At 63.0% G+C, this 13,313-nt stretch carries 16 protein-coding genes; 5 read left to right on the forward strand and 11 right to left on the reverse strand.

All coding sequences use genetic code 11. From position 1 onward, the window contains the following. Window positions 1-11 precede the first annotated feature (11 nt). From SynMEDNS5_RS09035 to hisF, 6 genes are all read right to left on the reverse strand, one after another. Window positions 12-1,967 (reverse strand): ComEC/Rec2 family competence protein, encoded by a 1,956-nt coding sequence (locus tag SynMEDNS5_RS09035; protein ID WP_186583067.1) that lies wholly within the window; start codon window positions 1,965-1,967, stop codon window positions 12-14. Window positions 1,968-2,020: 53 nt separating this feature from the next. Further along, a complete protein-coding gene (gene glyQ / locus SynMEDNS5_RS09040) occupies window positions 2,021-2,911 on the reverse strand; it encodes a glycine--tRNA ligase subunit alpha (RefSeq protein WP_186583068.1) in 891 nt (296 codons plus the stop codon). A gap of 49 nt (window positions 2,912-2,960) precedes the next feature. Next, the gene (locus SynMEDNS5_RS09045) at window positions 2,961-3,308 is read right to left on the reverse strand and encodes a hypothetical protein (protein WP_186583069.1); all 348 of its coding nucleotides are present in this window, start codon (window positions 3,306-3,308) and stop codon (window positions 2,961-2,963) included. 87 nt (window positions 3,309-3,395) lie between these two features. Further along, the gene (ubiE, locus tag SynMEDNS5_RS09050) at window positions 3,396-4,097 is read right to left on the reverse strand and encodes a bifunctional demethylmenaquinone methyltransferase/2-methoxy-6-polyprenyl-1,4-benzoquinol methylase UbiE (RefSeq protein WP_186585937.1); all 702 of its coding nucleotides are present in this window, start codon (window positions 4,095-4,097) and stop codon (window positions 3,396-3,398) included. Then, entirely contained in the window at window positions 4,094-4,363 is a 270-nt protein-coding gene (locus tag SynMEDNS5_RS09055) for a hypothetical protein (RefSeq protein WP_255440110.1), read from the reverse strand. Before SynMEDNS5_RS09055 ends, ubiE begins: the two co-directional genes overlap by 4 nt. A 21-nt stretch (window positions 4,364-4,384) precedes the next feature. Continuing rightward, window positions 4,385-5,176 carry an imidazole glycerol phosphate synthase subunit HisF gene (gene hisF / locus SynMEDNS5_RS09060; RefSeq protein WP_186583070.1) on the reverse strand — a complete coding sequence of 264 codons (792 nt, stop codon included), beginning with the start codon at window positions 5,174-5,176 and terminating at the stop codon, window positions 4,385-4,387. 54 nt (window positions 5,177-5,230) lie between these two features. On the opposite strand from hisF, the gene SynMEDNS5_RS09065 reads away from it, so the two are divergent. From SynMEDNS5_RS09065 to SynMEDNS5_RS09075, 3 genes are read left to right on the forward strand one after another with little or no spacing between them, the layout of a single operon-like run. Next, window positions 5,231-5,449, forward strand: a complete 219-nt coding sequence (locus SynMEDNS5_RS09065; protein WP_186583072.1) for a DUF2862 domain-containing protein — start codon at window positions 5,231-5,233, stop codon at window positions 5,447-5,449. Between the two features lie 11 nt (window positions 5,450-5,460). Beyond that, entirely contained in the window at window positions 5,461-6,414 is a 954-nt protein-coding gene (gene chlG, locus SynMEDNS5_RS09070; RefSeq protein ID WP_186583074.1) for a chlorophyll synthase ChlG, read from the forward strand. Beyond that, window positions 6,411-8,453 carry a transglycosylase domain-containing protein gene (locus tag SynMEDNS5_RS09075; protein ID WP_186583075.1) on the forward strand — a complete coding sequence of 681 codons (2,043 nt, stop codon included), beginning with the start codon at window positions 6,411-6,413 and terminating at the stop codon, window positions 8,451-8,453. Before chlG ends, SynMEDNS5_RS09075 begins: the two co-directional genes overlap by 4 nt. Here the strand turns inward: SynMEDNS5_RS09075 and SynMEDNS5_RS09080 are convergent. From SynMEDNS5_RS09080 to SynMEDNS5_RS09090, 3 genes are read right to left on the reverse strand one after another with little or no spacing between them, the layout of a single operon-like run. Further along, window positions 8,431-9,795: a 16S rRNA (cytosine(967)-C(5))-methyltransferase gene (locus tag SynMEDNS5_RS09080; RefSeq protein ID WP_186583076.1), complete on the reverse strand. Its 1,365-nt coding sequence runs from the start codon at window positions 9,793-9,795 to the stop codon at window positions 8,431-8,433. The genes SynMEDNS5_RS09075 and SynMEDNS5_RS09080 overlap by 23 nt on opposite strands. Further along, window positions 9,767-10,156 carry an MGMT family protein gene (locus tag SynMEDNS5_RS09085; RefSeq protein WP_186583078.1) on the reverse strand — a complete coding sequence of 130 codons (390 nt, stop codon included), beginning with the start codon at window positions 10,154-10,156 and terminating at the stop codon, window positions 9,767-9,769. Before SynMEDNS5_RS09085 ends, SynMEDNS5_RS09080 begins: the two co-directional genes overlap by 29 nt. After that, the gene (locus tag SynMEDNS5_RS09090) at window positions 10,156-10,488 is read right to left on the reverse strand and encodes a glycine zipper 2TM domain-containing protein (protein WP_186583082.1); all 333 of its coding nucleotides are present in this window, start codon (window positions 10,486-10,488) and stop codon (window positions 10,156-10,158) included. Before SynMEDNS5_RS09090 ends, SynMEDNS5_RS09085 begins: the two co-directional genes overlap by 1 nt. Before the next feature lie 142 nt (window positions 10,489-10,630). On the opposite strand from SynMEDNS5_RS09090, the gene trmH reads away from it, so the two are divergent. Then, entirely contained in the window at window positions 10,631-11,320 is a 690-nt protein-coding gene (gene trmH / locus SynMEDNS5_RS09095) for a tRNA (guanosine(18)-2'-O)-methyltransferase TrmH (RefSeq protein ID WP_186583084.1), read from the forward strand. Window positions 11,321-11,370: 50 nt separating this feature from the next. Next, window positions 11,371-12,090: a MauE/DoxX family redox-associated membrane protein gene (locus SynMEDNS5_RS09100; RefSeq protein WP_186585939.1), complete on the forward strand. Its 720-nt coding sequence runs from the start codon at window positions 11,371-11,373 to the stop codon at window positions 12,088-12,090. Between the two features lie 6 nt (window positions 12,091-12,096). Here SynMEDNS5_RS09100 and SynMEDNS5_RS09105 read toward each other — a convergent pair whose 3' ends face one another. Together SynMEDNS5_RS09105 and SynMEDNS5_RS09110 are read right to left on the reverse strand one after the other, a co-directional pair. Then, window positions 12,097-12,357 carry a hypothetical protein gene (locus SynMEDNS5_RS09105; RefSeq protein ID WP_186583089.1) on the reverse strand — a complete coding sequence of 87 codons (261 nt, stop codon included), beginning with the start codon at window positions 12,355-12,357 and terminating at the stop codon, window positions 12,097-12,099. Window positions 12,358-12,377: 20 nt separating this feature from the next. Continuing rightward, entirely contained in the window at window positions 12,378-13,196 is an 819-nt protein-coding gene (locus tag SynMEDNS5_RS09110) for an ABC transporter permease (protein ID WP_255440386.1), read from the reverse strand. Between the last annotated feature and the right edge of the window lie 117 nt (window positions 13,197-13,313).

Here is a 13,313-nt window from a genome sequence, read left to right on the forward strand (position 1 = left end):
GCATGATCACTTTAGGGCTCCGCCCCACGCACCACCAAGGCAACCTCCCCGCTTGGAGGTGACAAATCCCCGCGACGCAGAGGAAACACCCGCTGCCCCACCTGAACCTGCAAGTGACGACCTCTAACGTCGGCCACGCGCAGACCGAGGCCTTCACTCGTCAACATCTGCCCAGAACGCAGGGGCAGCTGCCCCTGATGTTCCGCCACAACGGTATGAGCCAGGGGACTCCAACACCCGGACTGGTCCATGGCCACAGGATCCATCACCGCTACCCAATCGAAACGGTCATGGCCAAGCCCCTCGCCCAGTTGCCTGGCCACATGGCAACTCAGACCATCGCCATGGCTGCTCAACAAAGCCGCACGGCCGCGATGCCGCAGCACCAGCCACTGGCGTCCCCACTGCTCCACCCTGATCAAGTCATCACTGAACTGCACCCACCCCTGCACCACCACGGCCAACAAGGCCAGGGGAACGGCGTGGCAACGCCAACGGCGAAGCGTGGGTAACCACCAGGGGATCAAGGCAAGGGCGAGCGTGAGCACCACTAGCGGTTGCGGACGGCCGGTGAGCAGCTGGGCCCAGGGCCAGCCACTGATCCAGTGCACCAAGGCAATCAGCACGCCCGCCAACTGCTGAACAGGCCAGATCAGCCAGGGCAGAACGAAGGTGATGAGCGTTCCCGGCACCACCAGCACCAGCAGGGCCAACGCCATCGCCGACAAGGTGAGCGGAGCGAGCAACGGAGCTGCCAGCAGATTGCTGACAAGGGCGTAGAGGGGCGCCGAACCGAAGTGGAGCAACTGCAACGGCAGGGTCCAGGCCAGGGCAGCCAGGGGCACGGACAGGGCAGGGGCGAGGGGGCGCAGCCATCCCGGGCCATGGGTGCAAAGCCACTGTTCCAGGGGGCCAGCCGACAACACCAAACCAGCTGTTGCCGCAGCGCTGAGCTGAAATCCCACTGAACGGGCCCAAGCTGGATGCATCAGCAGCATGAGCAGCAGGGTGAGCACCAGCACGCCGAGAGGGCGGCTGCGCTGCCCCTCTTCACGGATCAGGAGAGCGGCCGCTCCCATCAGCACGGCCCGCACCACGGAGGGCTGGGCACCGGCAAGCGCGAGGAACAACGCCATGGCACTGCCTCCGGCCCCGATGCGCAGCGCAGACGGACCTGAGCGGGTGGCCGCCAGGGTGGTGCCAAGCAGCACGGAAAGATGAAAACCCGATGCGGCCAGAGCATGGGATAAGCCCGCCACGCGGAAGGCCTCACGCAGATCCGCCATCAGATTCACTTGCGCACTGCCGAGCACGAGGGCAGCCAGCAGACCACCAGGCGCTGGTCCGGCTGCCTCGGTGAAGGCCTCGGCAATGCGCCGGCGGCCATCCGCCAACGGCGTCCAGGACTGGCGCAAGACCCGAATGGATTCACTGCGGATCTGGCTCCAACTTCCTCGGACGACCAACCGCTCCGCTCCGCCACGAAGCAAGGGGTGGGCGGCAGGCCGAGGCCTGCGCAGCGGCCCTGTGACTTCAATCCAATCCCCTCGACGCAAAGGCTCCTGACAAGGATCGACGGTGAGTTCAGTCCGCCCCCTGCGCCGCTCACCATCAAGATGGTTCACCTCCACAAGAGCCCGGCAACGCCCATTGCGGAGCTGTCCATCGTTCAACAGCCGTCCCTGGAGGGTCAGCACCTCAGCCGGGCCCTTCATCGGAATCCGGTGACTGGGATCCAGAGGATGGGGGCGTGGCTCAGCGGCCAGGCCGGAGCGGGCGATCACGAGCGCCAGCAACAGGGTGATCAGGCCCAGCGATTGTCCAGAAAGCCGCAGGCATCGGCGCAGAACAGCAAGACCAAGACCCAGCACCAACAGCAGCGTGCACCAGTGGTGCCAGGTCTGGGACAGCGCCGCCCCCAGAGCTCCCAGCAGCAAGAGCAACGCCGTGGCCAGGGCCGAATTCATGCCGCACCCGCATCAGAGATGCAGCGAGGATTCCCCGGTTGGCCGCAAGGGGATCAGACCACTGCAGCCTCCGCACTCGGTTCCAGCAAGGGAAACCCAAGAGCCTCTCGCTCAGCCAGCCAGGCTTCTGCCACCTTGCGGGCAAGCGTGCGAATCCGGCCGATGGTGGCCGTGCGCTCGGTCACTGAGATCACGCCACGGGCCTCCAGGAGATTGAAGGTGTGCGAGCACTTGAGCACAAAATCCAGGGCCGGAGCGGGCAAGTTCTGGGCGATCAGATCCGTGGCCTCGGCTTCGTAGATCGCGAACAGCTGCTTCAGCCGCTCTGGGTTGGACGCCTCGAAGTTGAAATGACACTGACCCTTCTCAAAAGGAAGCCAGAGATCGCCGTAACTGCGCTGGGCATTCCAGCTCAGATCCCAGATGCTCTCCACATCCTGGAGATACATCGCCAGGCGCTCGAGGCCGTAGGTGATCTCAATCGACACTGGTTTGCAATCCAGACCGCCGCACTGCTGGAAATAGGTGAACTGAGTGACCTCCATGCCATCCAGCCACACTTCCCAGCCCACACCCCAGGCACCGAGGGTGGGGGACTCCCAGTTGTCTTCCACAAAGCGGATGTCGTGATCAGATGCTCTGATGCCGAGAGCCTCCAAGGACGCGAGATACGTCTCCTGAATGCCGTCGGGGGAGGGCTTGATCAGCACCTGGTATTGGAAATAGTGCTGAGCTCGGTTGGGGTTATCGCCATAGCGCCCGTCGGTCGGTCGGCGGCAGGGTTCTGGATAGGCCACAGCCCAAGGCTCGGGCCCGATGGCGCGCAGCACGGTGTGCGGACTCATGGTTCCAGCCCCCTTTTCGGTGTCGTAGGGCTGGAGCAACAGACATCCCTGCTCAGACCAGAAACGGTTGAGGGTGCTGATGATGTCTTGGAAATGCATCCGTGCATTGGAACCGTTGCAAGGCATTCTCCTCAAAGGCCTTCCCGGCTCAACTCAGAGACAGGCAACGGTGGAGATGCGCGATGGCGTGATGACGGTGAGGGTGGCCATGGCCCGGCCCCATCAGGCCCAGCCAGAAACTGCCATCCCCCTGGAACACGAGCACAGGCTTGGAGGCTCCCTTCCCATGGGTCTCAAGCAGTGACATGCAGAGTTGCTCCGCGACCTCTGCTCCCCGCGGACGGGAACGCAGCCGACGCAGAACGGGATCCACCTGCGCGAAAGACACGAATGTGGCTTTCTGCGAGTCGGTGACCAGGATCATCCCGTCCAGCCACTGGACTTCATCCAGCAGATCTTCGATCGACGACAACAGCGACGGCAGCGGAAAGGCCAACGTGGTTCCCCCCGTTTCTTAATGATTCCTTCATAAGTCACCGGTCTTACTTGTCGCAAGCGACACAGGCTGAGCTGTGATGGCTCTTCAAGAACGCAGGATCAGAAGCCCCATCAGCCCCCCGGCCATGGCGCGATGGCAGGCACGCGAAAAGCCTGCGTCTTTCGCCAGCTGTTCCTGGGATGCACCATCGGGAAAGCGCTGCAGGCTGGCCTCGAGATAGGCGTAGTGGTCTTTGAGGCCAAGCCCTTCGGCAACAGGCACCACCACGCGCCGCAGGTAGGCCCGCTGGAAGCGTGCCGCCACGGAGGTGGGCGGCAAACGATTGAAATCAATCAGCCCTGCCCGGTGCCCGGGGCGAAGCACCCGCTTGATCTCCCTGAGGCCAGCCGCCGGATCGGCAAGGTTTCGCAGCCCGTAGGCCATCACCACCCCATCAACCGAAGCGGTGTCGCAGTCCAGAACCAGGGCATCGCCCTGCTGGAAATCAACCGGCAACCAGGGCTCGCGCGCTGCACGACTGCGCGCAACCGCAAGCGGCGCCTCGGCTGCATCCACGCCGACCACCTGGCCTCCGGGGCGAACCCTGCGGGACAGAGCGAGGGCCAGATCGCCGGTGCCGCAGCAGAGATCAAGCCAGACCTCTCTCCGACGCGGAGCCAGGTGCAGAAGCAGCTGGCGTTTCCATTGGCGATGCAACCCGAGACTGAGCAGGTCGTTCAGCCGGTCGTAGGTGGGGGCTGCGTCGTTGAACAATTGTTCAACAGCTTCTGGATCTCCTGGTCTCAAAGCAAGAAGTCGTTCAGGGTCATCACCATCACCGTGGCCAGTCCAACGGCAGCTGAACACACCAGGCATCCAGCCAACATCAATGAGAACTCCTGTTGATCAATGGCCGATTGCATGAGCTGCAGCCCCCAAGCCACCAAAGCGATCACGACGCTGACCAGGGCGAGGCCAATCCAGGTAGCCGGTGACCATGCAGCATCCCCTGGCAGCAAAAGTGCGCTCAGAACGAAAGGTTTGGATTTTGGGAGCAGCACAGCGCTGGCCACTTCACATCACGTTTAAAAACTTTAATAATCCGAAGCGAACTCAAGGGGACGAATCGCCAAACCACGACGCAGCAAGTCGTTTTTGATCTCTTGAACAGACAGCACTCCGTCGTGAAGCAGGGACGCCAGCAACGCGGCCGATGCGTGTCCACCGCTCGGCCCCTGGTCGAGGGCCGCCGCAATGTGATCAAGCGTCCCGGCTCCACCTGAGGCAATCACTGGAACCGGAACCGCCTCTGCGACAGCACGGGTGAGGTCCAGGTCGTATCCCGCCTGGGTGCCATCACCATCCATGGATGTGAGCAGGATTTCTCCAGCTCCGAGCCTGGCCACCTCACGGGCCCAATCAACAGCGTCAAGACCGGTGTTCTCGCGCCCCCCCTTCACGTACACATCCCAACCGCCGCCATCACGGCGACGGGCATCGATCGCCACAACGATGCACTGGCAACCGAAACGTTCCGCTCCCTCTTTCACAAGTTCAGGACGCCGAACCGCTGAGGAGTTGAGGCTGACTTTGTCGGCTCCGGCCCTCAGCAGTTCCGTGATGGCTTCCACGGAGCCGATCCCTCCACCCACGGTGAATGGGATCGTGACCTGCTCGGACGTGCGCCTCACCAGATCAACGAGAGTGGCGCGCCCTTCGTGACTGGCTGCGATGTCGAGAAACACCAGCTCATCGGCTCCGGCCTGGCTGTACCGGCAAGCGAGCTCAACGGGATCTCCCGCATCGCGCAGTCCCACAAAATTGATGCCCTTCACCACCCGGCCAGCGGCCACATCAAGGCAGGGAATCAGGCGGAGAGCGACCATGGCGTTTGATTTGCGGCTGTTAGGGTTGCGGCCACTTCCCAAGCCTCGCAGGCCATGTCACAGCAGGCAGTCACCATCGACATCGGCTCCAAGGTGCGTGTCACCCGCGTCCGTGATCGGATTCCCAAAGCGCTTGTCGAACTGCTGAAATCCGACGCCAACGGCACCGTGACTGATTTTCGGACCGTGGATGGCAAAGGAATCGGTGTGGTTGTTGAGCTCAGTGATGGGTCAACCAACTGGTTCTTCGACGATGAAATTGCTCCCGCCTGAGGACTCAACGCGTGAGTGACGCCCGTCAGCTGCTCGGCATGAAAGGTGCCAGCGGCACCACCAACATCTGGAAGCTGCGCCTGCAGCTGATGAAACCCGTGACCTGGATTCCACTGATCTGGGGTGTGGTCTGTGGTGCAGCGGCCAGCGGTCATTACGAGTGGCGCCTGGATCATTTCGCAGCAGCCCTTGCCTGCATGGTGATGAGTGGCCCCCTGCTGGCTGGTTACACCCAAACCATCAACGACTACTACGACCGCGAGATCGACGCGATCAACGAGCCTTACAGGCCGATCCCATCTGGGGCCATCGCCCTGGGCCAGGTGAAACTGCAGATCTGGATTCTGCTGGTCTCAGGCCTCGCCGTGGCCTACGCCTTGGATGCCTGGGCAGAACATTCCACTCCGGTGCTCCTACTACTCGCACTGGGCGGTTCCTTTGTGAGCTTCATCTATTCCGCTCCCCCCTTAAAGCTCAAGCAAAACGGCTGGCTCGGCAACTATGCCCTTGGAGCGAGCTACATCGCACTTCCCTGGTGGGCCGGTCAGGCGCTGTTCGGTCAGCTCACCTGGGCGACAGCACTTCTCACGCTGGCTTACAGCCTTGCAGGACTCGGCATCGCTGTTGTCAACGATTTCAAGAGCGTGGAAGGAGATCGTGCCCTTGGGCTCCAGTCACTTCCGGTTGCATTCGGAATTCGGCCAGCAAGCTGGATCAGCGCTGGGATGATCGACATCTTCCAGCTGTTGATGGTTGCCGTGCTGATCGCCATCGGGCAGCATTTCGCTGCTGTGCTGCTTGTGCTGCTGATCGTGCCTCAGATCACTTTCCAGGACATCTGGCTGCTGCGAGATCCCGTGGCCTACGACGTGAAATATCAAGCCAGCGCCCAGCCATTCCTGGTTCTCGGCATGCTGGTCACAGCCCTGGCGATTGGCCATAGCCCCCTGACCCCGGGGATGTGATACGCACCCGTCGCCACTGGGCGCTGATCGGTGGATCTGCCGTCGTGGTGGGCGTTGGTGTGGCCCTCGCCCAGGCCGCTGTCACCCGCGCCTTCGACGCCACCCTCCCCGATGCCCGCGGCATCAGTCGCTTCAACCGTCCGGGCACGATCACTCTGCTCTCCAGCAACGGTGCAGTGATCCAGAAGCTCGGCCCTGCTACCCGGGAAAAGATTGAGCCTGGACAGATGCCCCTGCTGGTGAAGCAGGCCTTCATCGCCGCTGAAGACCGTCGCTTCTACGACCACGATGGTGTGGATCTCTGGGGCATCGGACGAGCCCTGGTGCGCAACGTTCGCCAGGGAGCTGTGCGCGAAGGAGCCAGCACGATCACCCAGCAGCTGGCCCGCACGGTGTTCCTCAGCCAGGACCGCACGCTCACCCGCAAGCTCAAGGAAGCGGCCCTGGCCTACAAGCTCGAACGCCAACTCAGCAAGGAGCAGATTCTTGAGCAGTACCTCAACTACGTGTATCTGGGCTCCAGCGCCTACGGCCTAGCCGATGCCGCCTGGGTGTACTTCTCCAAAACACCCGACGAGCTCAACCTTCCTGAGGCCGCCTTGATCGCCGGCCTGCCCCCAGCGCCCTCGGTGTATTCCCCTCTGGTGAATCCGAAACTGGCCCTGGAACGGCGCAGTCTGGTGCTCGACCGCATGCGTCAGGCGGGATTCATCACAGCCAGCGAAGCCGAGCAAGCCCGCAACAGCCCTCTGGAGCTCAAACCTGCCATCCCCAAATACTTCAACAGCGCGGCGCCCTTCTTCACCAGCTGGGTCGCCCAGCAGCTGCCCCGTCTGCTGACCCCGGAACAGCTGGAAGTGGGCGGCCTGAAAATCCGCACCAGCCTCAATCTGAAATGGCAAAAAAAAGCACAAGCCGTGGTGCGTGAATTCGCACCGTTCGACACCGAAGGATCGATCGTCTCGATGGAACCCGGCACAGGCATGGTGCGCGTGATGGTGGGTGGCAAGGACTTCAGCAGCAGCCAGTTCAACCGCGCCACCCAGGCCCTGCGTTCGCCCGGTTCCACCTTCAAGCTGTTCCCCTACGCCGCAGCGATCAATGCCGGTGTGAAGCCGGAAGACAAGTTTGTCGATGCTCCCCGCTGCTGGGCGGGCTACTGCCCCAAGAACTTCGGAAACAAATACTTCGGCGCTATCTCCCTGGCTGATGCCCTGAAGAACTCGCTCAACACCGTGGCGGTGCAGCTGCAGGACAAGGTCGGTTTCGACGCGATCATCAGCACCGCCAACCAGCTGGGCATTGGCAACCAGCGCCCACTGGGTAAGTACTACCCAATGGCCATCGGGGCCTACGAACAGACCGTTCTCGACATGACGGCCGCTTATGCCGCTGTTGCCAACCGCGGGGTCTACGTCACACCCTCGGCTTTTGAAGAGATCCGAGGCCCCGACGGCAACGTGCTCTGGAGCCGTCGCGTGGATGGCGACAAAGGACGGCGGGCTCTCGACAGCGACGTGGCCGACGCCATGAATTGGATGTTCCAACGGGTGGTGAGCGGAGGAACCGGGGCCGCCGCCCGCCTGGATGACCGCCCGGTGGCCGGCAAAACCGGCACCTCGGAAGGGGCGCGGGATCTGTGGTTCATCGGATCAATTCCCCAACTCACCACAGCGGTGTGGTTCGGCTACGACAACAACAACGAAACCAAGAGCAACAGCGGGGAAGCAGCCTGGGCCTGGAAGCAGTTCATGGAGGAGGTGAAGGGCACTTACCAAGTGCAGAACTTCCCCCCCAAGCCCGTGCTCACACGCACATTCCAGCCGCCTGGCAAAGCCAAACGTTCGGATAAGAAGAAAGAAGCTCCCTACCGGGGATACGAATATCCCCCTGGGTCCGATCTCTGGGCGCCGGGAGAAGAGCCCTTCCTCGGGGGAACGGAACCGCCGGCTGCACCAGCTCCGCCGCCTCCCCGTTACGTCGCCCCACCGGGGGGACCCCCGGTCGATGAAAATTTCAGGCCCCTGCCGGTGCAGTGATCACAGCCGCATAAAACCCATCCCCCCCCTGTGGATCTGGCCAGCGCTGCTGTTCAGACGCCAGCACAAGCTGGGGATGGCGCTGCAGCAGGCCATGAATCTGATCGGTGTTCTCGGCAGGATGCACAGTGCAGGTGGCATACACGATGCGGCCGCCGGGCTTGAGCAACGGCAACAGTCCGTCGAGAAGACCGGCCTGAAGCTGAACCAGATCAGAAATCGAAGCCTCGGTGATGCGCCAGCGCGCATCAGGATGACGGGCCAGGGTGCCCAGACCTGAACAGGGGGCATCCAACAGGATCCGATCAAAGGAATCTCTCCACTGGGGGCGTTCCTCGAGCAACTGCGCTGCATCCGCCGCCAGGGCGTTGATGCAGCCACTGCCAAGTCGAGCGGCGTTGGCGGCCACCCGTTGCAGGCGCCCGGCAGAACGATCCACAGCCCAAACCTCACCTTGATCACCCATCAATTCCGCCAGGTGGGTGGCCTTACCGCCAGGCGCTGCGCAGGCATCCAGCACCCGCTGCCCTGCCTCTGCCGCCAGCAACGGAGCCACCCACTGGGCCGCACGATCCTGCACGCACCAGTGGCCTTCGTCGTAACCCGGCCACTGGCGCAGATCCCCTGCCGGTTCCAACACCTGCAAGCCATCCGGACAGCCTGGGATCGCCGCCGTGGACATACTCCGTTCCGCCAGGCGCGCAGCCACCTCTGCCGGCGATGAACGCAGCCGGTTGATGCGCAGATCCAACGCGGGCACCTGATTACAGGCCTGCGCCACTTGAGCGGCCTGAGTCGGGCCGCACCAACGCAGCAAATCCCTGGTGAACCAGAGCGGCAGCGACTGGTCCTGCGCCAGCGCCATCGCCGGATCAGGCGGCTGGACCAAACCTTCGCCCGCATCACGAGCTCGAAGCGCTGCACGCAGCAGACCATTCACCACAGGCGCCAGGCGCACCAACTTGCCCCGCTTTGCCAGTTCCACGGACGTATTCACAGCAGCGGAGGCCGGGATCCGCTCCATGCGCAGCAACTGGTACAAACCGAGGTGAAGCAGCCAGCGCAGACGTGGAGGCTGTTTGCGTGCCGGCACTTTTCCAAGCTTGTCGAGCCAGGCGTCCAGCCACTGACGCCAGCGAATCGCGCCGTAGGCCAGCTCGGTGGCCAGGCCGCGGTCAGCGGCCTGCAAGAGGTGCTGCCGCAGCGACCGCTCGAGGGCGACATCGGCGTAAGCCCCAGCCGCCACAGCTTCAAGCACCTCCAAGGCCACTCGGCGCGATGCCAGCCCGGGTGTTTCAGATCGAGACGGCGACTCACTCACGCGTGTCAGGCCACACAGCATCCAGACCTAGCGCCTCATGCAACGCCAAGGGATGCGGCTCCCAGAGGAAACGACGCAGCGGCAGCCGTCCTTCGTCATCCACGGGAATGCCTTCGCTGATCAGCAGCTCACGCTGGATCCAATCAGAGCCCTCGCGGCTCAGGCTCATCGAAATGCGTCCGCGGGCATTCACCACCCGCTGCCAAGGGATCGACGTCGGAAGAGAGAGCCTGCGCAGGGCCCAGCCCACCTGCCGCGCACAGCCATAGGCACCGATCCAGTCAGCCACCTGCCCGTAAGTCGCCAGCCGTCCATGGGGAATGAGGGCGACGACGGCATGGACACGCCCATCAAAGCCAAGGCAAGAGGGCGCCTTTGCCATCAACCACCATCCACCTGACAGCCGATCAGGGCACCGGCAGCGCCTCCCACCGGCACACCAATCCATCGACCATTCCCGCGGGACAGGGCAGCGCCCAGACCGGCCCCCAGCAATCCGCCGATCACGCTGCCTTCCACGCAGCTGTTGGTATCGGTGTCGGCAGCTGCACTGGATCGCACCGGTCGCCCTGAGTGCCCATAGCGGCGATCAACGTCTTCCCTGTCGTAGTCATACACCGTGAGGGGTGCAGCCGCAGCTGGGAGATGGAACGCAGGAGTCGTGGTCGCCAGGGCGATCACCACAGCAACGCCGGTGCCGAACGAACGCTTCATGCCAGTGCTTGTGCAATGGCTTTGATGCTGAATCGCTTCAACGCCAATTCATGACTGATCGGCCTCAAGGTTGCGTCGGAATCTGACTGGGCGGGGCGTTGCATACCCTCAAAGCAGGCTCCATGCATTCCCCCATCGGCTGATGCCCCTGCTCCCCCGGCGCTTCGAGCGCTTGCGCACCGTGCTCAATCAACGGATGGCCGACCTCACGGTTCTGGTGGAGCACGTGGAGAAGCCCCACAACCTCTCGGCCATTCTGCGCAGCTGCGATGCCGTGGGTGTGCTGGAAGCCCATGCGGTGAGCTTCAGCGGCAGACCGAGAACCTTCAACAGCACCGCCCAGGGCAGTCAGCGCTGGGTTCCCCTCCGCGACCACGCCGATATCGCTTCCGCGGTGCACCACCTCAAGGAACAGGGTTTCCGGCTCTACGGAACCAACCTGGGCGTGGATGCACGCGACTATCGCGACTGCGACTTCACAGGGCCCTGCGCCTTCGTGCTCGGCGCTGAGAAGTGGGGTCTCACCGAGGAGGCCACGGGCTTGATGGACCAGGCCGTGTTTATTCCCATGCGGGGGATGGTGCAGTCTTTGAATGTGTCGGTGGCCACGGCCACCCTGCTGTTCGAGGCGCTGCGCCAACGCCAGGCGGCGGGCTTGGCACCGCGCAACGGCGAAGGCATTCCAGCGGAGCAGTACGGCGATCTGCTGTTCGAATGGGCCTATCCCCAGGTGGCCGCCTGGTGCCGGGAGCAGGAGCGCAGTTATCCAGAACTGAGCGGGGATGGAGAGATTCTTGAGGTTCTTCCGCGCACCTCCAGATTGCGCTGCTGACCTTCGAGCCAACGGCTACGGTCCGGATGATCGACTGCGACAGCCCCGCGATGGCCAACGATCTGGGTGATGTGCATCTCTATCGCATGTCGATGCCGGAGCATGAGTGCCCCTGGGGACTGAAGGCGATCGCTCTTTTGCAGAGCAGAGGCATCGCCTTTCAGGATCATCTGCTCAGCAGCCAGGAGGAGGTGAACGCCTTCAAGCAGCGTCACAACGTGCCCACCACGCCCCAGATCTTTTCGGGTGACAGGCGCATCGGGGGCTACAGCGATCTGGCTGCTGTGCTGGGAGCAGAGGCTGAAAGCGCCGACTACTCCTATACACCCGTCATCGCCGTGTTTGGCACGGCTCTGTTGATGGCGCTGGTGCTAGGCGACAGCATCATCCAGCGCTTCATGGGCTTTTCGATCTGCGCTCTAGCGATGCTCAAGTTGATGGATGTGGAGTCTTTCGCGGCCAGCTTCGTGAAATACGACCTCATCACCCAGCGCTGGCGGCCCTGGGGAAAGCTCTATCCAGGAGTTGAGCTGCTGATCGGCCTTGGATTTCTGCTCAGTTCTCCCTTGCCTCTGGCCGGTTGGGCCGCGCTGGTGGTAGGCGTGCCCGGCATGGCCTCGGTGATCAAGGCGGTGTTTGTCGACAAGCTCGCCCTCAACTGCGCCTGCGTGGGAGGCAACACCAAAACGCCTTTGGGAATCATCAGCTTCACGGAATACGCCATCCTCACCGTGATGGGCGTGGTCGTGGCGTTTCAACTGGCGTTCTGATGGGCTTCAGAACGGCATCAACACGTCTTTGCTGCCCTGGGTGCGCTGCTGAACGGGATGGTTGCGACGGGCCGCAGGCAGACGCAGCGCGAACACAAGCGCCAGCGCCTCAAGCAGCAGGCTGCGGCCGATGAACAACACCACCAGCCCCAGGGTGATGGCCAGCATCTGCTCCAGCAGGCCGATCACATCGTCGGGATTGCCGCGGCCCGACACCCAGAGGATCACCATCAGCGACAACAACACGAGCGTGGCCCAGTAAGGCATGGGTGGATCAAGCGCTTGTTTCAGTGTGCCGCGTCTCGGCCTGTGCTGCTCACCCACGCCTCCAGACCTTCACCCAGGAAAGAGAGCCCCAGAACCAAGATGAACATCGCCAGCCCTGGATAGAGAGCTGTCCACCAGATCCCGGTGGGGACAGCGGCCAGGGCCAGATTGAGATCACTGCCCCATTCCGGAACCGTTTCCGGCAAACCAAGGCCAAGAAATCCCAGGCCTCCCAGCACCAACACCGCATCAGCCGCATTGAGCGTGAGCAACACCGGCACGGAGGTGATCACGTTGCGCAGCAGGTAGCGGCGGAGAATCCAGACCGGACCCGCGCCCAAGGTGCGGGCCGCCTCCACGAACAATTCAGCTTTCACCTGGGCCGTTTGATTGCGCACCACACGGAAGTACTGCGGCACATACACCACGCAAAGGGCTGCAGCCGCGTTGGGGATGCCCCGACCGAGCAGAAAGGCCAGCACCACCGACAGCAGCAGCACCGGCAGGGTGTAGAGGGTATCCATCAGCAACACCAGGACTCGGTCCACACCGCCGCCGAGATACCCGCTCACCATGCCCAGGGGCACTCCGATCACAAGGGCAAGCGCCACGGCCAGCAGCACCACCTGCAAGGCCACTCCACTGCCCTGCAACGTGCGCACACACACATCCCGCCCAAGCCGGTCCGTACCGCACCAGTGCTGCAGGGATGGGGGTGCATAGATGGGATTGTCCAGCCCGGCATTGGGATCGGGAAGCACTCCAGCCGCCAGCAGCAGGGGGGTGACCAACGCCACGAGCACGTAAATCGTCACGATCACCAGGCCCCAGCGCGCCATGCGGCCTGAAAGGCTCGGCCTGGCGGTGCCCAGGGGAGACGACGCAAAGCTCACGTCAGCGCAAGAGTGTGGTGAGGTGCATTCTTGCCTGCCTGAGCGGCAACGAGCAGGATTGGC

The sequence above is a fragment of the Synechococcus sp. MEDNS5 genome (genome assembly GCF_014279875.1).
Classification (GTDB): domain Bacteria; phylum Cyanobacteriota; class Cyanobacteriia; order PCC-6307; family Cyanobiaceae; genus Synechococcus_C.